Below are 19443 nucleotides of genomic sequence, written 5' to 3'. Positions count from 1 at the left end.
AGCAAAGTTTAGCTTTACTTTATTATCAACAAATTGACTAAAGAATATTCATAAGTCGATTTTTCGTAAATTAAAACAACTAGATTTTACTTCTTTTTTCGGCAAGTGTTTTAGGGCATTATTTAGACTGGTATATAAAAAGAATATATGGAGCATTTATGGCAGATCAAAATAAAGGGTTTAGTAAGGCTAATTTCATACTTGGTATTTTACTTTTATCGGTTGGCTTGTTTCAATTGGGCAAAATCATTGGCTCTGTAACGTTTTCTAATACTTTTAGTGTTGACCAGATAAGCCTATTACAAGTGGGTTTAATATGCTCTGGAGTATTTGGTTTCTATCTTTTTTTATCAAACCTTAGAAAATTAAAAATGCACCAAGAGACAAGTCGCTAGATATTTTAGCAAGAACGCATTTAATCTTCCTATACCTACAATTTGTATACTTAACCCCTAATAGTACGCAATCAAATATCACACAAGTCGGTGAGTAAACCTCAACTTACCGAACAAAGCTTTTTCACCAAATTGGTTTATAATATAGCCTTAACGAACTCGTATATACGCTTTAAGATCGACTCTATGGAAAATTGCGTGAATTCGTATCGAGTTTATTTGAGCTTTCTCGTTCTGCCGTCATGTTTGGGGTCATTTCTAGGGGAAGGTTCAATTGGTATCAAGTTGCTTAAACGGATTTAAAGCAGTTGGTTGCTTTTCTTTCATTTAACTTTATCACCAACAAATTTGGATCGCTTAGTTAAGCGTCAGGCTTTAGTGGTCATTATCGCATGACTCTCTGGGTGCGGTACATGGATGTCTAATTGGAGAATAAGGAAAAAACCGTGAAAAAAGTAAACTTTAAAGGTGCGATTGGTGCTTGGTTGACTAGTGAGCTACATCCGTCTGGAGCGAGCTACAGCTCCCCTAATAGCAATTTTAGCTCACTTAAATTCAATAAAGTGTATGAAAATCTCGATTACCTTAGTATCGGCTGGTTTGGTGTAGATATGAGTAACCCTAGCAGTCCAACGCTGCAAACGAGCAACAAATATCTCGCTCAACAAGTAGCTGATGCTCGCGCCCAAAACCCGAATATGACCATCTTTGCTTTGTTGGCATATACGGATCAAATTACCTCTGATTTAAAAAGTATTATTGCTGATCCCGCTTTGCTTACAACCTTTGCTGATAATGTAGCAAGTTTTCTCGGAAGTAACGACATTAATGGCTTCGATATTGACTGGGAGTTACCTACGAGTACTCTTACGTCTGAGCAATCTGGGGCTTGGTTCGATGCATTAGGTACTGCTTTCGGGAGTACCTATTACTTAGCTGTTTCGGCAAGTACTAATCAGGGTAAGCAGAGTTTAGTTAACCTGAATGCAGCCGCAGTAAATGCTAATGTTGATGTGTTCAATTTGCAGAGTTTATGGGTTAACGATCCAAGTGTATTTATCGAGTATGGTATTAATGCCGATATATTGGGGTACGGCGCTTATTTTGAAAGTAACGTCACAGCGCTTGAAGCGTATCAACAATTTGAAAAAGGGATTGAATATAAAGGTCAGAATTATCCTTACCAAACAATGATGAGTTGGAGACTTGATTCTAGTAATTGGTCGTTTGAGCAAGGTCAGCAACTTTTGATGCGACAATATTTGAGTGGTCAGCCGTTTGTGGTGAGCTTTGACGATGGAACTATCTTGAATGAGCAGACCACGCCTACGCTTCTTCAAAGTATTGTAATTCGCAGTGGCGAAGTCGTGGATGCAATTCAATGCACTAATGCTAATAGTGACGGCTCATATGTAGTTGAGCTATTGCAACACGGTGGTGATGGCGGTACGGAAAATAACCCTATTAATCTATACAATGGTCTTACCGCTTTTTCTTACGTTACAGGTAACTGGTATGGACAAGATGTGATTGCACAGATAACTATTGATGGCACTAGTTATCCTTCGCAGGTAAGTTCTTCAGTTTCAAATCCGCAAGTAAATCAAGTGACTGCTCCAAGTGGCAAAACTGTTATAGCCTTTAGTGGAAAAACCCAATATGTAAATCTCGCAGGCGGTGGGTTTACTTGGGTATTGTCAGAGATAGCTCCTGTCTTTGGATAAAAGAAGCTATTTGCGTTATTAAGTCTTCGACTTCTATTAGCTGCCGTAAGGTAGCTAATTTGTTCATGATTAAAAATTCGCTTTATTATCGCACTTACGATGTAACAAAAAGTTGTTTGAGTGATTTGACTCTCAAGTGGCCGAGCAAGGTGAACTTGATAAGACGAGTATGGAATGACATTATGCTTAATAGATGTACCTAGTTAGCGGTAACAAACTGTCAGGTTTTTTATTAAAACCTGACAGCATACATTTAGATTTTGTTAATTAGTGATCGAGTACTTTATATAGTAACTGCTTAACAAAGTCTGGTTCAAATGGCTTGTCACACAATGCATTTACGCCATCTTGTTCTATGTTAGCTAAGTGCGTGTCTTTGCTTTCACTGGTTACCATTAAAATCGGAATGTGTGATTGTTGGCTTTGTTCTCGTACGTATTTAGTTAACTCTCTACCGTCTACTTCTGGCATGTTGAAGTCGGTAACAATTAAGTCGTACATGTTTTCATCTAACAGCGCGATTGCTTCGCTGCCATCTTCTGCTTCGGTAACCTTTAATAAGCCTAAGTTGTTTAATACTCGGCGAATGTGGTTTCGGGCTAATCGGCTGTCATCTACCAATAACACGCGAATCTCATGAACATCGAAAAACTCTAAGTCCATTTCATCGCCAGAAATTAAATCTATCGTGTTGTTAATTGCAGCGTGTAAATGCTCGGGCGTAAATGGTTTTGGCAAAATAGCGACAACACCAGATTGCTTGTACTCTTCTAAGTGTTCGCGCTTACACTCACTCGATACTAGCATAAAAGATGTATCGTGATTGTGCTTAGATTCTTTACTCGCTTTTAATAATTCAATTGCTGTGCCTTGCTCGAAATACATAGCACTAGCGATTAAATCGAAGTGGTGTTTGTTAATGTGCGCTAATGCGTCGTCATAACAGTTTGCTAAAGTAATTTTATTGATATCATGCTGTTTAAGTTGATTGATTATTACCTTACTTTGCATGTCTGAAGGCTCTATCAATAAAATTGATAATTCACTTGGTTCTATACTACTCATATCAATCCTGCTAATTTATCCGCCAGTAAATTTTACTTTAAAGCCAGATTTTTCTAGTTCCGTTTTCACTTTTTCTTTGTTGTCGCCTTGAATTTCTATCGTTTCGTCAACAACACTACCACCAGTGCCACAGGCTTTTTTTAGCTTACTTGCTAGCTTTTTCAGCTCAGCAGGTTCAAGCCCTAATCCACTGATTACCATTACACCTTTGCCTTTACGACCTTTGGTTTCTCGGCGCACTCTTGCGGTGCCGTCACCTGGTGTGACTGTCGGTTTGGTGTCTTCTTTTATTCTACCTTTATCTGTAGTGTAGACGAGTTGAGACAATTGATCTTGCCAGGACATAGTTGAAAACTCTCAATGTTAGGTAGGGGGATTATAGAGAATTTAGCGCATAAAAAAAACCAGCCTTTAGGATCAGGCTGGCTTTTTACACCGTTTATTTAAAACTGGTTGACCAATTAAAGCTTGCTTTCTAACTCAGGCAGAACATCGAAAAGGTCTGCAACAATGCCGTAGTCTGCCACTTGGAAAATTGGCGCTTCGGCATCTTTGTTAATAGCAACAATGATTTTTGAATCCTTCATACCTGCTAGATGCTGAATCGCACCAGAGATACCAACCGCTATGTATAAGTCAGGAGCAACAATTTTACCCGTTTGACCAACTTGCATGTCGTTCGGAACAAAGCCCGCATCAACAGCTGCACGAGATGCACCAATAGCTGCACCTAGTTTGTCTGCGATACCTTCAAGCAGTTTGAAGTTCTCGCCATTTTGCATACCACGGCCGCCTGAAATTACAACGCCTGCTGCACCTAAGTCAGGGCGTTCTGATTCAGTTAACTCGTCTGATACGTGGCTTGATGTGCCAGCGTCAGTAGCGCTGCCTAAAGCTACAACTTCTGCTTGGCCGTCAGTTGCTACTGCGTCAAAAGCTGTTGCACGCACAGTGATAACTTTCTTATCATCTAAGCTTTGTACGGTAGCGATAGCGTTACCTGCGTAAATTGGACGAACAAAAGTATCTGCTGATTCAACACCGATAATATCAGAGATTTGCGCAACATCTAATAATGCCGCAACGCGAGGCATGAAGTTTTTGCCTGTTGTAAGGGCCGTTGCTAGAACGTGTTGGTAATCACCAGCTAATTCAGTCACAAGTAAGCTAACATTTTCAGCGAGTTGGTGTGCGTATGCTGCATTGTCTGCAACAAGTACTTTACTAACGCCATTCACTTTACTTGCTTGTTCAGCTACTGCTTGACAGTCGCTACCAGCAACTAATACATGAATATCACCGCCAATTGCTTGTGCAGCAGCAACAGTTTTCAGCGTGTCTGCTTTTAATTCTTGGTTGTCGTGTTCTGCGTATACTAGAATGCTCATGAGATCACCTTAGCTTCATTTTTTAGTTTTTCTACTAATTCATCTACCGTTTCTACAACGATACCAGCTTGACGCTCTGAAGGAGGCGTAACTTTTAATAGCTTAGTGCGAGGCGCAAGGTCTAAACCAAACTCACCGATGTCTTTAACATCAAGTGGCTTGCGCTTAGCTTTCATAATATTAGGTAAAGATGCGTAACGAGGTTCGTTCAAACGTAAGTCTGTCGTAACAATCGCTGGAAGAGAAAGCGCTACTGTTTGTAAACCACCATCTACTTCACGCGTTACATTCACTTTTTCGCCTTCGATTGCAACATTTGACGCGAAAGTACCTTGCGGAAGGCCAGTCAGTGCACCAAGCATTTGACCAGTCTGGTTGTTATCACTGTCGATCGACTGTTTACCTAAAATAATAAGTTGAGGTTGTTCTTCTTCTACAACTTTCTGTAAAACTTTAGCGATATGGAGAGAATCTAATTGCTCGCTTGTTTCAACTTGAATAGCGCGGTCAGCACCTAATGCTAGGGCTGTACGTAGTTGCTCTTGGCAAGATTTATCACCGATTGAAACAGCAATAACTTCAGTTGCAGTACCTGCTTCTTTTAAGCGAACTGCTTCTTCAACTGCTATTTCACAAAAAGGATTGATGGCCATTTTCACGTTAGCCAAATCAACGTCCGAGTTGTCAGCTTTTACACGTACTTTTACGTTGTAATCGATGACGCGTTTGATGGGTACTAATACTTTCATCGTTGCCTCTAATTGTGCTTGTTATCATTTTATGACTAATCTTATAGATTAGTGACGCATTTACGTTAACGTTAATCTATTCGCTTAACGAATGCTAGATTTTACTGCCACTAAATTGCTAGCTTTTAAAGCATAGTATTTACTGACGAAAATTCTATAGGTATGATGGTATCAAACAGGTGTTTGAAAATCAAACGAGTGTTTGAAACATACTAAAGTAATAATTTGGGGGGAAATTATGGAACGCGAATCAATGGAGTTTGACGTAGTTATAGTGGGTGCCGGGCCTGCTGGTTTGTCAACTGCGTGTCGATTGATGCAACTGGCACAAGAGAAAGATCAAGAATTAATGGTTTGTGTTGTTGAGAAAGGATCTGAAGTAGGGGCTCATATTCTTTCAGGTGCGGTGTTTGAGCCGCGAGCGTTAAATGAATTGTTTCCCGATTGGAAAGAGAAAGGTGCGCCATTAACAACTGAAGTTACAGGCGACGATATATACCTTTTTAACGGTGAAGATAGTGCAATTAAATTACCTGGCTTTAGTGTACCTAAGACTATGCATAACGAAGGCAACTATATTGCTAGTATGGGTAATATGTGCCGTTGGTTAGCTGAACAAGCTGAAAGTTTAGGTGTAGAAGTTTTTCCAGGTTTCCCAGCACAAGACATTTTATACAATGACGATGGCAGTGTTGGTGGTGTTATCACTGGTGACATGGGCTTAGATGTAAATGGTGAACCGAAAGATTCTTTTATGCCGGGCATGGAGCTAAAAGCAAAATACACTATTTTTGCTGAAGGTTGTCGTGGGCATTTGGGCAAAGAACTTATCGCTAAATATCAATTAGATTCAGGAAAATCACCACAACATTACGGAATTGGTTTTAAGGAAATTTGGGATATCGACCCAGAGAAACACCAAGAAGGTTTAGTGGTTCATTCCGCAGGTTGGCCATTAGATAAGAAAACCGGTGGTGGTGGTTATTTATATCATGCCGAAAATAACCAAGTGTTTGTTGGTATGATCATCGACTTAAATTATGAGAATCCGCATTTAAGCCCTTTTGACGAATTTCAGCGTTATAAGCATCACCCAAAAATTGCTCAATACCTCGAGGGCGGCAAGCGTGTTTCATACGGCGCAAGAGCATTAGCAAAAGGTGGTTTTAATTCATTACCGAAAATGACTATGCCTGGTGGTTTATTAATTGGTTGTGATGCAGGTACTATTAACTTTGCCAAGATCAAAGGCAATCACACGGCGATGAAGTCAGGTATGTTAGCGGCTGAAACTATTTTCGATGCAATTTCATCTGGCGATGAAGGTGGTAAAGACTTAACAGCATACGAAGAAGCGTTTAAAAATTCTTGGTTATACGAAGAGTTATATAACACGCGCAACTTTGGCCCTGCAATGCATAAGTTAGGTACGTTCTGGGGTGGTGCATTTAATACCATGGACCAAAACTTCTTTGGTGGTAAATTCCCTGTAAATTTCAAAGATGAAAGCTTAGATCATGAGCAGTTAAAGCCAGCGTCTGAGTGTGCAGTTATTAATTACCCTAAACCTGATAACAAGTTAAGCTTTGATAAACTTTCTTCAGTCTTTTTATCCAATACCAATCACGAAGAAGAGCAACCTTGTCACCTTAAACTGGCTGATCAGAGTATTCCTCTTAAAGTGAACATGCCTAAATGGGCGGAGCCTGCGCAACGATATTGTCCAGCGGGGGTGTATGAAGTAGAGCAGTCGGAAGAAGGTGAAAAGTTTGTGATTAATTCGCAAAACTGTATTCACTGTAAAACTTGTGACATTAAAGATCCCAGCCAAAATATTACCTGGGTAACGCCTGAAGGAACAGGTGGACCAAACTACCCGAACATGTAGTAGATCAATTAATTGAAGAAAAAGCCGACTTTATGTCGGCTTTTTACTATCTTTTAGTGGTTAGACCCTAGAATTCATTGGCTGTCTGGGTATAATGTGCCTGCTTTTATTTGTCTTGTTAATGCAAGCACAAGTTTAAGTAAGTAAAAGATCCAAACTGTATAATTATTTGTTTACTTTGTAGGTGGCGTCATTTGAGCCTAAGTAAATAAACAATTGTACAGATTGGATAATAAGTATTTTTAAAATTAAAACACATAGGAATGATTAATGTTCAATCCAGTAACTAAAAGTTTCCAATTTGGTCAACACACAGTGACCTTAGAAACTGGCGCAATTGCGCGTCAAGCAACTGCTGCTGTAATGGCTAGCATGGACGACACTTCTGTATTAGTAAGTGTTGTTGGTAAAAAAGAAGCGAAAGAAGGTCAAGACTTCTTCCCGTTAACAGTTAACTACCAAGAGCGTACTTACGCTGCTGGTAAAATCCCAGGTGGCTTCTTCAAACGTGAAGGTCGTCCTTCTGAAGAAGAAACGTTAATTGCACGTTTAATTGACCGTCCAATTCGTCCACTTTTCCCTGAAGGTTTCAAAAACGAAGTTCAAATCGTTATTACCGTTGTTTCAGCTAACCCTGAAATCGCACCAGACATTATTGCAATGTTAGGTACGTCTGCTGCATTAGCAATTTCTGGTATTCCGTTTAACGGTCCTATCGGTGCAGCTCGTGTTGGTTACACTGACGGCAAATACCTACTTAACCCACTTCAATCAGAACTAGAATCAAGCAAGCTAGACTTAGTTGTTTCAGGTACTGAATCTGCTGTATTAATGGTTGAGTCTGAAGCTGAAGTACTTTCTGAAGAAGTGATGCTAGGTGCGGTTGTTTACGGTCACGAGCAAATGCAAACGGCTGTTAATGCAATCAACGAATTTGCCGCTGAAGTTGCTACTCCTGCTTGGGAATGGGTTGCTCCTGCAGTAAACGCTGATTTAGAAAGCAGCATTGCTGAACTTGCGAAAGAGCAGCTAAACGAAGCGTACCAAATCACTGAAAAAGCAAAACGTTACGAGCGTGTTGCTGAAATCCGTAACGAAGTAATCGCAAAACTTACTGAAGCTGCGGGTGAAGAAGAGTTAAACGAAGACGAAGCAAAAGAGTTGTTCCACGACTTAGAAGCTAAAGTTGTACGTGGCCGCATTACACAAGGTCAACCGCGTATCGATGGTCGTGATCCTGAGATGGTTCGTGCGTTAGACGTAGTAACTGGCGTTCTTCCTCGTACTCACGGTTCTGCGGTATTTACACGTGGTGAAACACAAGCATTAGTAACAGCAACTTTAGGTACTCAACGTGACGCACAACGTTTAGACACGTTATTAGGCGAAAAAGTTGATAACTTCATGTTGCATTACAACTTCCCTCCTTACTGTGTAGGTGAGACAGGTATGGTTGGTTCACCTAAACGTCGTGAAATTGGTCATGGTCGTTTAGCTAAGCGTGGTATCTTAGCTGTTATGCCAACTCCTGAAGAATTCCCATATGCAGTACGTGTAGTATCAGAAATCACAGAATCTAACGGTTCTTCTTCAATGGCTTCTGTTTGTGGTACTTCTCTTGCTCTTATGGACGCAGGTGTGCCAATTAAGTCTTCTGTAGCAGGTATTGCTATGGGTCTTGTTAAAGAAGGCGACGACTTTGTTGTTCTTTCTGACATCCTAGGTGATGAAGATCACTTAGGTGACATGGACTTTAAAGTAGCGGGTACTACTGAAGGTATCACTGCACTTCAAATGGATATCAAAATTGAAGGTATCACACAAGAAATCATGCAAATTGCATTGAACCAAGCGAAAGGTGCGCGTACGCATATCCTTTCTGTAATGGACCAAGCAATTAACTCAGCACGTGAAGATATCTCTGAGTTCGCTCCACGTATTCACACAATGAAAATTGCTGCTGATAAAATTCGTGAAGTTATCGGTAAAGGTGGGGCGACTATTCGCCAACTTACTGAAGAGACAGGTACAACTATCGAAATCGAAGATGACGGTACAGTTAAAATCGCTGCTACTGACGGCAACCAAGCAAAAGACGCTATTGCTCGCATCGAAGCATTAACTGCTGAAATCGAAGTAGGTAAAGTGTACGAAGGTAAAGTTGTACGCATCGTAGACTTTGGTGCATTCGTTAACGTTCTTCCTGGTAAAGACGGTTTAGTTCACATTTCACAAATTGCCCATGAGCGTGTAAATGCAGTAACTGACGTACTTTCTGAAGGCCAAGAAGTAACAGTTAAAGTGTTAGAAGTTGACCGTCAAGGTCGCGTACGCTTAAGCATGAAAGAGTGCATTGAAAAGCCTCAAGAAAATGCTGAAGAAGCACCTGCACAAGACTAATAAAGTCTAGTTAAATCATGAAAAAGGAGCCTGTAGGCTCCTTTTTTGTTTTTAAATGTGTCAGCGCTCGCAATGTGTCGCTGCTTAGGTATAATCAAGAAGTTATTTCTATTTACATGAGACGCTAGTGAAAGTACCTTTTTTCCGATTAGTATTAGTTAGCCTGTTACTTACCCAAGGCTGTAGTTCCACTAAACCGCATACATCTTCTACAATAGATCAACTGGTTATTGCTGAGCCTAAGCAAATAAACTACAAGAGCGAAGTGGCTATTGCTCGGCTGACAGACGTTATTCAACGAGCAGAAGTTACAGAAGAGCAGCGTGCGCAATTCTTTTATGATCGCGGTGTTATATACGATAGCGTTGGTTTACGCTCATTAGCCTTGTTTGATTTTAAGCGTGCGTTAAGACTGAAGCCTGATTTAGTTGAAGCCTATAACTTTCTTGGTATTCATTACACCGCTTTGCAAGACTTTAAAGAAGCGTATGACATGTTTGATTCTGCTTTAGAGCTACAGCCAGATCATGAATATGCCTATTTAAACCGAGGTATCGCGCTTTATTATGGTAGTCGCTCGCAATTAGCGGTTGACGATTTAAAATTGTTTCATGAACAACGACCAGATGATCCATACCGATTGTTGTGGCTTTTTATTGCGGAAGCAGATACATCGCCAGAAAAAGCAAGAAAAGAACTAGCAAGCAGGGCAAGTAATGTATCTAACAGCGTATGGGGAAAACAGATCATTCGTTTGTACACTGGTAGCATCTCTGAGCAAGAGTTTATTCGTGCAATGCCTGACAATGTGCGTTCTCAAGACGAATTTGCCGAACGACTTTGTGAAGCTTATTTTTATTTAGGTAAGCTCAATGCCATGAAAGGTGATAAGCGTACGGCAGCCAATTTTTACAAACTAGCGTTAAGTACTAATGTATATGAGTTTGTCGAACACAGATACGCTAAACTAGAACTAGAACTTTTACGCCAACCAAAAGTTGAAGTGGCAAGCTCAGACAGTTAATGGCGTTAATCGCAAAAAATTCAAAGAAAAACATTTGTTTATATAGCCTGTTATTCTTCTTGATAGCAGGCTATTTTTCACTTCCTGCTTTCGCTTCCTTTTGCTTTAACCAGAATGTTAGTTCGCCTTTACTGCTTACTTACGGTAAGAATAATAACTTAGCAGCTTATCATGCGTATCAGCGAAGAACTCAACAACAAGGTTCGCCTCAATGGTTGCGTTCAACGTTAGCATTAGAAAAAACTCAGCCACTGCTAGCTTTAGAGCTTGCTAATTATTATCAATCAAATAGAAACGAGCAACAGGCGTCTTTCTGGTATAAGCAACTTGCTAAAATACCTTCTCAAGAAGCGCAGCTAGCCGTGGCTTTTTGGCACCTTAGTCAACAACGACAGAAGATGGCATCTAAGACTTTTCAAAGCCCTGTGTTAGCACAGTCCGTTGTTGCAAGTGTTGAATTACTGAAATTAGCAATAGATTCTGGCAACACGGACTCAATTAAAGCCAGTTTACAACGAGTTAAACAACTTGAACCAGAACATTCCATGTTGAAACAAGCAAAGAATTTCAATGTATCTTTCAATGGCCTTAATTGGTTACCTCAATGTGAACTTTCTATTCAACCAATAGCGACTCGCTGGCAGGATCTGAACAAGCTTTCGCGCCTTATTTCACAAATAGAATCGAGCCGAGCGGCTGAGCACTTTTGTTTTGCTCCCGTCGCTTATGAACCCTTAACTAAACTATTTTGCCACCATGAAGTTTCAAGGCGAATTGAATGTCAGCGAAATCAGTGGTCACAAAAGCTAAAATCTAGCAAAGCGCGATACATGTTAGTAATGGTGCCAGAAGGCGGGGCGGTAGTAGATAACGGTGTTTTATTTTTAGATAGCTTAGATGATGAAAGAGTGTTCATGCATGAATTACTACACTTGGCGGGGTTTATCGATGAATACCCTCTACCTAAAGCACATTCAAAATGTCTAGCGCCACAACAGCGACCATTTTCACTTAATATTGCAACGTTTAAAGAAAGTTTTTATACGGAGAAGCCTGACCGAGCAAGCATTTTAAAACAAATACCTTGGGCAAGTCATATTGCTGCTTCAACACCTATATTTTCTCAAACTAAACGGGGCTGGAAATTAGGGACACCAAAATCACATCTCGATAAAGTGGGTCTTTTTCTTAGTGAAACTTGCTTAGGTAAACGTAGCGAAATCATTCAAGTCAATGGGTTTAAACCACTACATAAAGCGAACAAGTTACAGTTTTTTGAATACCCAGTCCCCGAGCTTTATTGGCAATTGTTGAAAGAAAAAAGGTACCAGTTTTCAATGGTACCTTTTCAATCAACATTCAAATAGCTTGTTTAATCATCAACACTTAACGGATTAAACTAACACCTAAACTTAACTTAACACCTTTTTCGCGTTATGTGTTTTGGCGTTGCTATTATGTTGTTTTTGGTTTCCCGCTAGTTTAAATACGGGCCATGTTGTGTTGTCGTTTTGCAAAGGCAGCATGTTAGGTAACGAGTTAGTTTTGACTGGACGAGAAGAGTTATTAGATTGAAACCAAGAAAATAAAGCCATGTCTAGTACCGCTATGAAGTCCTGTTAAAGTTATAGTAAATATTGGACAAAATACCTAAGAAGAAATAGTAGTTAAGAATTAAATTTTATCCAAAAACGGACTAAGGATAGCGTATAATTGTGAAGAATTTTTTAAAGGCCAAGTTTTTTGAGTAGACAATATGTATTTTAAATCTGATGATTTTAAACATTCTTTTCCGCTGTTTAGTTCTATAGAAGGTCATCAATATGTTTATGCCGACAATGCAGCAACTACACAAAAGCCTAATAAAGTTATTCAAGCAATAGAGCATTATTACCAGCAGATGAACGCCAATGTTCATCGAGCGGGACATCAATTGTCTGCAAAAGCTACTGAACAATTCGAGATGGCTCGTTCGTTAGTTTCTCAGTTCATAAATGCTAATCGTGACGAAGAAATTGTCTGGACAAAAGGAACGACTGAAAGCATTAATTTAGTTGCCAATTCTTGGGGGCGAGAAAATGTTAATGCAGGCGATGAGATAATTGTTTCTTATGCAGAGCACCACGCGAACATTGTGCCTTGGCAATTGCTTGCACAATCTGTTGGCGCCAACATTAAAGTGGTTAACTTAGACTCTGATGGGCGGATCGATATTGCTCATTTTAAATCTCTACTTTCATCACGTACTAAGCTAGTTGCTGTCCATCATATCTCGAATGTTATTGGCAAAGTAAATGATATAACTGCGATAACGTCGTTAGCAAAAAAGTACAATGCGGTTGTGTTAATAGATGCGGCACAGTCAATCGCGCATGTTCCTATCGATGTCCGTGATATTGATTGTGATTTTCTGGTGTTTTCAGGGCATAAAATGTATGGCCCAACCGGCATAGGAGTGCTTTATGGTAAGTACCATTTATTAGATAACATGACGCCTTATCAGGCGGGCGGGGAGATGATTGAAAAAGTGAGCTTTACTGGCACCACTTTTAATAAACCACCCTTTAAATTTGAAGCGGGTACGCCGAACATCGCAGGTGTTATTGGACTAGCTGCCGCTACTAAGTTTATTCAAGATAATCATTTACTTCATCAGGGAATTGACACGAACCCTGATTTACTCAACTGTTACTCTGCGCTAGCACAAGTCGAAAATCTCAATTTTATTTATCAAGGTGCCCCAGACGTTGGCATCTTCTCATTTACAATTGATGGTCAGCATAGCCATGATATTGGTAGCTATCTTGATGCGCACAATGTCGCTGTAAGAGTAGGGCACCATTGTGCTATGCCATTGATGGAGAGTAAAAATTTACAAGGCTGCGTTAGGGTTTCTTTAGCACCGTACAATACAGTCGAGGATATGGAAAAAATAGTATCACTATTAAGTAAGGTGCAGCTAAGTGATGAAGAAGTTTCTCAATCTATTGAAAGTGAAGCCGTTGAACATCCTAGAGAGCAACTTTTAGCTAAGTTCTCCAAATTGAAAGGTTGGGATACAAAACATCGAGAAATTATGTTGCTAGGTAAAGCTTTTCAGCGATTAGACGATTCTCTAAAGAATACAGGCAATCAAATTGTTGGCTGTGAAAGTGATGCATGGTTAGTGGTGCAAAGAAACGAAAGTAATAAAATGACCTTTCAAGGTGACAGCAATGCAAAAGTTGTTCGCGGCTTAATGTCGATTATATTTACCGCATATAATGATATGACACCTGAGCAAGTTGATGCATTTGATATTACCGAGTATTTGGACAAAATGGGATTAATGCACCATTTAAGCCCTTCAAGAGGTAATGGTGTAAAAGCGATTGTAGAACACATTAAGCACATAGCCTTGTCTTTGAGTAAGTAGCCCTTTAAATTGTTATACTTATGTACAATAACTTGTGCTGGTTATTTAATTACAATTCAATTACTATTTCTCGTCAAAAATTTTTGTAATAAAGTAGTATACGATGAATTTTTTCTTAAAAACTTTCGCAGGTGCCTTAGTTGCTAGCACCTTAATATCGAGTCAAAGCCAAGCAACAGAAGTGGTTTTTGTTACCTCACAAGGGGATGTCAGAGTCAACTTACATGACCAATCTACCCCTGAAACCGTTAAAAACTTTCTTAGTTACGTTGAAAGTGGTGCCTACGAAGATTCGATAATACATCGTGCAGAGACGAATTTCGTTATTCAAGGCGGTGGGTATAGCTATTCGAGTGGTTTTGCTCACAAAGCTATTGAAACTGACGATCCTGTAATTAATGAGCCGGTATGGTCAAATGTTACGGGTACTATTGCGATGGCGAAATTAGATAACAATCCTAACAGTGCGACGAGCCAATGGTTTTTTAATCTTAAAAATAATAGCGCTAATTTAGATAATCAAAACGACGGATTCACTGTGTTTGGCCAAGTAAACCCTGAAGATATGCCTATTCTTGAAAAGATCGAATCGTTAACGGGTTGTGTAACTCCGTATGGACGCACTCCTATGGTCGACTACACAGGTGAGCAATGTTCAAATGCAGACACACCGGGTTATGAAAACTTTGTTGTTGTTTACTATATTGAAGTTATTGATAACGCTGTTGTTACCGACAGTCATTTAACTAAAGTGCCGAGCACTAAATCGAATAACTCAGATAACGGTGGTTCCGGTTCTGGGGGCGGCAGTTCTTGGTGGTTACTGCCTCTTGCGTTTCTAGGTGCTTTTTCTCGACGATTTAAAAAGTAGCAAAGACTAAAGTCATTATTACGAAAAAGGGCAAACTACTGAGTTTGCCCTTTTTTAATATAAAATATCTGTGTACCTTATTTTTTATTCGTTTTCTTGGCGATTTTCATTAACGCTTTTGACACGGCAAAAAAGCCAAAAGTAGCTGTAACATGTGTTGCTGCACCAAAGCCAGCGTTACAATCGAGTCGAGTACTTCCTTGTGTTGAATTTTTTGCTAAGCACACTTCACCATCGGCATCTGGGTATCGTAATTGCTCGGTGGAAAATACAGCGTCTACTGAAAATTTTCGTTTGGTGTTTCGACTAAAATTATATTCTCTTCGCAATTGGTTTCTTACTTTAGCCAATAATGGGTCTTGATACGTTTGGCTTAAATCAGACATAGCCACTTGGGTAGGATCTATTTGACCACCGGCACCGCCGATAGTCACCATAGGAATTTTGTTTCTTTTACAATGGGCAATAATGGCTGATTTAACTTGAACCGAATCAATGGCATCGATGACATAGTCAAATTCTTTAGTAATTAATTCTCTGACATTTTCTAGTGTTACAAAGTCTTCAATTAAGCTAAGTTCACACTCGGGGTTAATGCCACGAACGCGCTCTGCCATTACATCAATTTTGCTTTCACCAATAGTCGTTGTCATTGCGTGAATTTGGCGGTTAGTGTTTGTCGTACAAATATCGTCTAAATCGATCAGTGTTAACTTACCTATACCACTGCGAGCTAAAGATTCTGCGACCCATGAACCAACGCCACCAATACCAATGATGCAAATATGTGCATTTTTAAACGCTTGTAGAGCGCTTTTTCCGTAAAGACGAGCGATACCGCCAAAGCGCAAGTCGTAATCCGACATATGTTTTCCAGAGAAAAAATTTGACGCGCATTATATAGTGCCAATTATCGCAAGGCAAAACTCTCGTTGATTCGAAATTATCATTAAAAATGTCGGCGTCCTTGCCTAGGGAGACTAGCAACAAATCCCCTTAATAGGGAAATGCCATTTAAGTTCCTTACCATAGCGTTTTTGTTGGATTTTAACTTTACGTTTGAACTGAAAATAGATGTGCTCTAAGTAAATGAACAGCGCTGTTAAGAGTGTAATTAACAGAGGAAGAAAAACAAAAGCGGTAGCTATTGTCATTGGGTAGATAAATGGGGTTGCGGCAACGAGTGCGATAAAGCTCAAAAACAATAAACGAAGAGCAACTTGGCTAATGAGTAACAGCGTGTTCATGATCAATCCTTTCAACGTTAGGTAAAGTTAAGCAGTAATTAATAAATTCAGATAACGAGTAAACTTTAATCAGAATTTTACTGGATGATAAGTGTCGTATTTGCCATAATGAATGGCAAAAGTGACAAGTGGTTGAACAGTAGAGAAGGTGGAAAATGACTAATATTCTAGTGCTAGCAAGTAATAATTGTATGCTTTCAGGTATCTATGGACTAATAGATATATTTTTTGCCGCTAACTTTTGCGTAGAGCGCCGTTATGGTAGCGAAAGTAAACATATGATCAACAGCCATATTGTTACTATTGATGACAAACCCGTTACCGCTTATAACGGTGTGGAAATAAAACCCACAATTGGCATTAATGAGATTGATACTCCTGAGCTTATTATTGTATGTTCAAGTGCAGAAATAGTGGTTGAATGCTGTGAAAACAATGTGCTTGTCGACCAACAAGACAAGGTGATCGATTGGCTTAAAGGGTGCCATAGTCGAGGAACCACCTTAGCAAGCTATTGTACCGGTGCTTTTTTAGTCGCTGCTACTGGATTACTTAACGGAAAAACGGCAACAACTCATTGGCGTAATTTCGATTTGTTTAGAAAGGTATTCCCTTTTGTTAAGTTAGATAATGAACAACTGATTGTCGATCACGGTGATATTGTCTGCTCAGGAGGGGCTTTGTCTTATGTCGATATGGCATTATTTATGATAAATCGCTTTATCGGAGCCGATATAAGCGCCGAATGCGCCAAACTGATTGTCTTTGATCCAATAAGAGAAAAACAATCACCTTATGTCAGCTTTTATCAGCAAAAAGACCATAATGATCAAGCTATACTTCAAGCACAGGAATTCATTGAAAGCCATTATAAACGTGACATATCGATGGATAGTTTAGCGGAAAAAGTAGGTCTAGGATCTCGAACATTTAAACGTCGATTTAAACAAGCAACCAGTGAAAACCCGCTAAATTACCTGCAACGAATTCGCGTAGAACAAGCAAAAAGGAAGCTAGAAAAAACCACTGAGCCGATAAATAATATTATTTGGTCAGTTGGTTACGAAGATATCAGCAGTTTTAGACAACTTTTTAAGCGATTTACTGGTCTTACCCCCAAGGATTATAGGCAAAAATTTGCCTTACAAAGCGTTAGTTAAAAGTGAATAAAACTGAATAAATATTTGAGTAATTATTTCAAATGCCTGTTTGATTTAGCCATGTAGAATAGGGTATTTAACAATTATTTTACAATGATATGGGCTTTTAACGAAGTGTTATATTTATTCACTGAATGTTCAACATAAAATCTGTCGCTGTTTACTTATTAAATTGGCTGAAGCAAACAACAGTTTTTATTGTTAAGGGCTGAAAGATAGTGTCTAAAGCGAAATGATCGATTAAGCAAAACTCTCCTGTTTAATAGAATAACCCCTTAGCAAGATGCTAATGCTATTTTTAAGGGCTCACCTGTATCAGTAATGCTGGTAAATTCGGAAAGGAAATAGGGCGCATAGAAGCGCTAAACGACAAATTTAACCCACAAAAAAAGGAGCATAAGCTCCTTTTTCAATTGCTAATTTAAGCGCTTGTTATCTATCAGACACTGGCTTGAATTCACGGTCGATTTCACCAACGTAGTTTTGACGAGGGCGACCAATCTTCTGACCTGGTTGACCAAGCATTTCATCCCAGTGAGAAATCCAGCCAACTGTACGTGACATAGCGAAGATAACGGTAAACATGTTTGTAGGAATACCGATAGCTTTTAAGATGATACCTGAGTAGAAATCTACGTTAGGGTATAACTTCTTCTCGATGAAGTAAGGGTCTTCTAATGCCACTTTTTCTAACGCCATTGCTACGTCAAGAAGTGGATCTTTAATACCTAGTTCAGTTAAAACTTCATGGCATGTTTCACGCATTACTGTCGCACGAGGGTCGAAGTTTTTGTAAACGCGGTGACCAAAGCCCATTAAACGGAAAGGATCGCTCTTATCTTTTGCTTTGGCAACAAACTCGTCAACACGGCTAACGTCACCAATTTCTTCAAGCATATTTAAACAGGCTTCGTTTGCACCACCGTGCGCAGGACCCCATAAAGACGCAACACCAGCAGCGATACATGCGTATGGGTTAGCACCAGATGAACCCGCTAAACGAACCGTTGATGTTGAAGCATTTTGCTCGTGATCAGCATGTAATGTGAAAATTCTGTCCATCGCGCGAGCAAGCGTAGGGCTTACTTTGTATTCTTCTGCCGGAACAGAGAACATCATATGCAAGAAGTTTTCAGCGTAAGTTAGGTCGTTACGTGGGTAAACGAAAGGTTGACCAATGCTGTACTTATAAGCCATGGCAGCAATGGTAGGCATCTTAGCAATTAAGCGGTGTGCGCTGCGCATACGCTGGTCTGCTTCGTGGATGTCTAAGTCGCTGTGGTAGAAAGAAGATAATGCACCAACTACCGCACACACCATAGCCATTGGGTGAGCGTCAGGTAAGAAACCTTGGAAAAAGTGCGCTAATTTCTCGTGCACCATAGTGTGGTTAGTGATGATATCTTTGAATTCTTGATATTGTTCTTTGCTAGGCAACTCGCCGTTTAGAAGGATATAACAAACTTCTAAGTAGTCAGCATCTTTAGCTAATGCGTCGATTGCATAACCACGGTGCTGAAGAATGCCTTTACCGCCGTCGATATAGGTAATCGCAGACTCACAAGAAGCTGTTGCTAAAAAGCCTGGGTCATAAGTGAAGTAGCCTGCGCCACCTAAAGTACGAATGTCGATTACAGGATTACCTGCGGTACCTTCTAATACCGGTAATTCAGCGATTTCTTTACCGTCGATACTGAGTGTGGCTTTAGATTCAGCCATAATGTTCTATCCCCTATTAAATTCTCATTCTGATTAACATCAATTATAGACTAATGAAAAGTTAATCAGTTTTTATGAATATAAAACTGCGCAGTATTCTACTGCAAAACACCCCCCAAAAGTCAAACTTAATGTCATAAGATTAGACTAAAGTTTTAACAAACGACATTATCGGTTAAAAAATAGCCGCAACCCTTTAAAATCAAGGAAAAAATCTGAATTAAGAAAATTGTAATTAAATTTGTAGGACTATATAATCACGGTGATCTAAGTCTTGATATCATAAACTTGTGAAAGTTTGACAATTTTTGACTAAGATCCTTGGGGGGTTGCTTAATTATTCGACAACAAGAAATTGAACAAATAATTAAGTAGCAAAAAAAAGAAAGTTGAAGGCT

17 protein-coding genes are annotated in these 19443 nt (G+C 39.6%); 9 read left to right on the top strand and 8 right to left on the bottom strand.

Annotated elements, in window-relative coordinates; translation table 11 throughout:
- The first annotated feature begins 158 nt into the window (after positions 1-158).
- Both ACOB80_RS13840 and ACOB80_RS13835 read left to right on the top strand, forming a co-directional pair.
- Positions 159-395, top strand: coding sequence for a hypothetical protein (locus ACOB80_RS13840; protein WP_473166440.1), 237 nt, complete (start codon positions 159-161; stop codon positions 393-395).
- Between the two features lie 446 nt (positions 396-841).
- Positions 842-2119, top strand: coding sequence for a glycosyl hydrolase family 18 protein (locus tag ACOB80_RS13835; protein WP_473166439.1), 1278 nt, complete (start codon positions 842-844; stop codon positions 2117-2119).
- A gap of 267 nt (positions 2120-2386) precedes the next feature.
- Here ACOB80_RS13835 and ACOB80_RS13830 read toward each other — a convergent pair whose 3' ends face one another.
- The 4 genes from ACOB80_RS13830 to ACOB80_RS13815 all read right to left on the bottom strand — a co-directional run bounded on the left by ACOB80_RS13830 (position 2387) and on the right by ACOB80_RS13815 (position 5321).
- Positions 2387-3184, bottom strand: coding sequence for a response regulator (locus ACOB80_RS13830; protein WP_473166438.1), 798 nt, complete (start codon positions 3182-3184; stop codon positions 2387-2389).
- 15 nt (positions 3185-3199) lie between these two features.
- Complete coding sequence (locus tag ACOB80_RS13825; protein ID WP_473166437.1) at positions 3200-3529, bottom strand: SUI1 family translation initiation factor; 330 nt, start codon at positions 3527-3529, stop codon at positions 3200-3202.
- A 116-nt stretch (positions 3530-3645) separates the two neighbouring features.
- Entirely contained in the window at positions 3646-4572 is a 927-nt protein-coding gene (locus tag ACOB80_RS13820; RefSeq protein ID WP_473166436.1) for an electron transfer flavoprotein subunit alpha/FixB family protein, read from the bottom strand.
- Positions 4569-5321 carry an electron transfer flavoprotein subunit beta/FixA family protein gene (locus tag ACOB80_RS13815; RefSeq protein ID WP_473166435.1) on the bottom strand — a complete coding sequence of 251 codons (753 nt, stop codon included), beginning with the start codon at positions 5319-5321 and terminating at the stop codon, positions 4569-4571. Before ACOB80_RS13815 ends, ACOB80_RS13820 begins: the two co-directional genes overlap by 4 nt.
- 238 nt (positions 5322-5559) lie before the next feature.
- Between ACOB80_RS13815 and ACOB80_RS13810 the strand changes: the two genes are divergently transcribed.
- The 4 genes from ACOB80_RS13810 (at position 5560) to ACOB80_RS13795 (ending at position 12000) form a co-directional block, all read left to right on the top strand.
- Positions 5560-7209, top strand: a complete 1650-nt coding sequence (locus tag ACOB80_RS13810) for an electron transfer flavoprotein-ubiquinone oxidoreductase (RefSeq protein WP_473166434.1) — start codon at positions 5560-5562, stop codon at positions 7207-7209.
- A 270-nt stretch (positions 7210-7479) separates the two neighbouring features.
- Positions 7480-9609 carry a polyribonucleotide nucleotidyltransferase gene (pnp, locus tag ACOB80_RS13805; RefSeq protein ID WP_473166433.1) on the top strand — a complete coding sequence of 710 codons (2130 nt, stop codon included), beginning with the start codon at positions 7480-7482 and terminating at the stop codon, positions 9607-9609.
- 127 nt (positions 9610-9736) lie between these two features.
- Positions 9737-10633, top strand: a complete 897-nt coding sequence (gene nlpI / locus ACOB80_RS13800) for a lipoprotein NlpI (RefSeq protein ID WP_473166432.1) — start codon at positions 9737-9739, stop codon at positions 10631-10633.
- Complete coding sequence (locus tag ACOB80_RS13795; protein ID WP_473166431.1) at positions 10633-12000, top strand: tetratricopeptide repeat protein; 1368 nt, start codon at positions 10633-10635, stop codon at positions 11998-12000. Before nlpI ends, ACOB80_RS13795 begins: the two co-directional genes overlap by 1 nt.
- Positions 12001-12045: 45 nt before the next feature.
- Here the strand turns inward: ACOB80_RS13795 and ACOB80_RS13790 are convergent, their stop codons facing one another.
- Entirely contained in the window at positions 12046-12228 is a 183-nt protein-coding gene (locus ACOB80_RS13790) for a hypothetical protein (RefSeq protein WP_473166430.1), read from the bottom strand.
- 161 nt (positions 12229-12389) lie between these two features.
- On the opposite strand from ACOB80_RS13790, the gene ACOB80_RS13785 reads away from it, so the two are divergent.
- The gene (locus ACOB80_RS13785; RefSeq protein WP_473166429.1) at positions 12390-14048 is read left to right on the top strand and encodes a SufS family cysteine desulfurase; all 1659 of its coding nucleotides are present in this window, start codon (positions 12390-12392) and stop codon (positions 14046-14048) included.
- A gap of 103 nt (positions 14049-14151) precedes the next feature.
- Positions 14152-14919, top strand: a complete 768-nt coding sequence (locus ACOB80_RS13780) for a peptidylprolyl isomerase (RefSeq protein WP_473166428.1) — start codon at positions 14152-14154, stop codon at positions 14917-14919.
- A 77-nt stretch (positions 14920-14996) separates the two neighbouring features.
- Here ACOB80_RS13780 and tcdA read toward each other — a convergent pair whose 3' ends face one another.
- Both tcdA and ACOB80_RS13770 read right to left on the bottom strand, forming a co-directional pair.
- On the bottom strand, positions 14997-15785 hold the full coding sequence (gene tcdA / locus ACOB80_RS13775) for a tRNA cyclic N6-threonylcarbamoyladenosine(37) synthase TcdA (RefSeq protein ID WP_473166427.1): 789 nt from the start codon (positions 15783-15785) through the stop codon (positions 14997-14999).
- A gap of 114 nt (positions 15786-15899) precedes the next feature.
- Positions 15900-16166, bottom strand: a complete 267-nt coding sequence (locus ACOB80_RS13770) for a hypothetical protein (RefSeq protein WP_473166426.1) — start codon at positions 16164-16166, stop codon at positions 15900-15902.
- 155 nt (positions 16167-16321) lie between these two features.
- On the opposite strand from ACOB80_RS13770, the gene ACOB80_RS13765 reads away from it, so the two are divergent.
- Positions 16322-17326, top strand: a complete 1005-nt coding sequence (locus ACOB80_RS13765; RefSeq protein WP_473166425.1) for a GlxA family transcriptional regulator — start codon at positions 16322-16324, stop codon at positions 17324-17326.
- Positions 17327-17758: 432 nt separating this feature from the next.
- Here the strand turns inward: ACOB80_RS13765 and ACOB80_RS13760 are convergent, their stop codons facing one another.
- A complete protein-coding gene (locus tag ACOB80_RS13760) occupies positions 17759-19045 on the bottom strand; it encodes a citrate synthase (RefSeq protein ID WP_473166424.1) in 1287 nt (428 codons plus the stop codon).
- Positions 19046-19443: the final 398 nt, after the last annotated feature.

The organism is Thalassotalea coralli, from assembly GCF_055786205.1.
The sequence above is the reverse complement of the archived record's forward strand: the minus strand, read 5'-3'. Positions and strand labels throughout refer to the sequence as shown.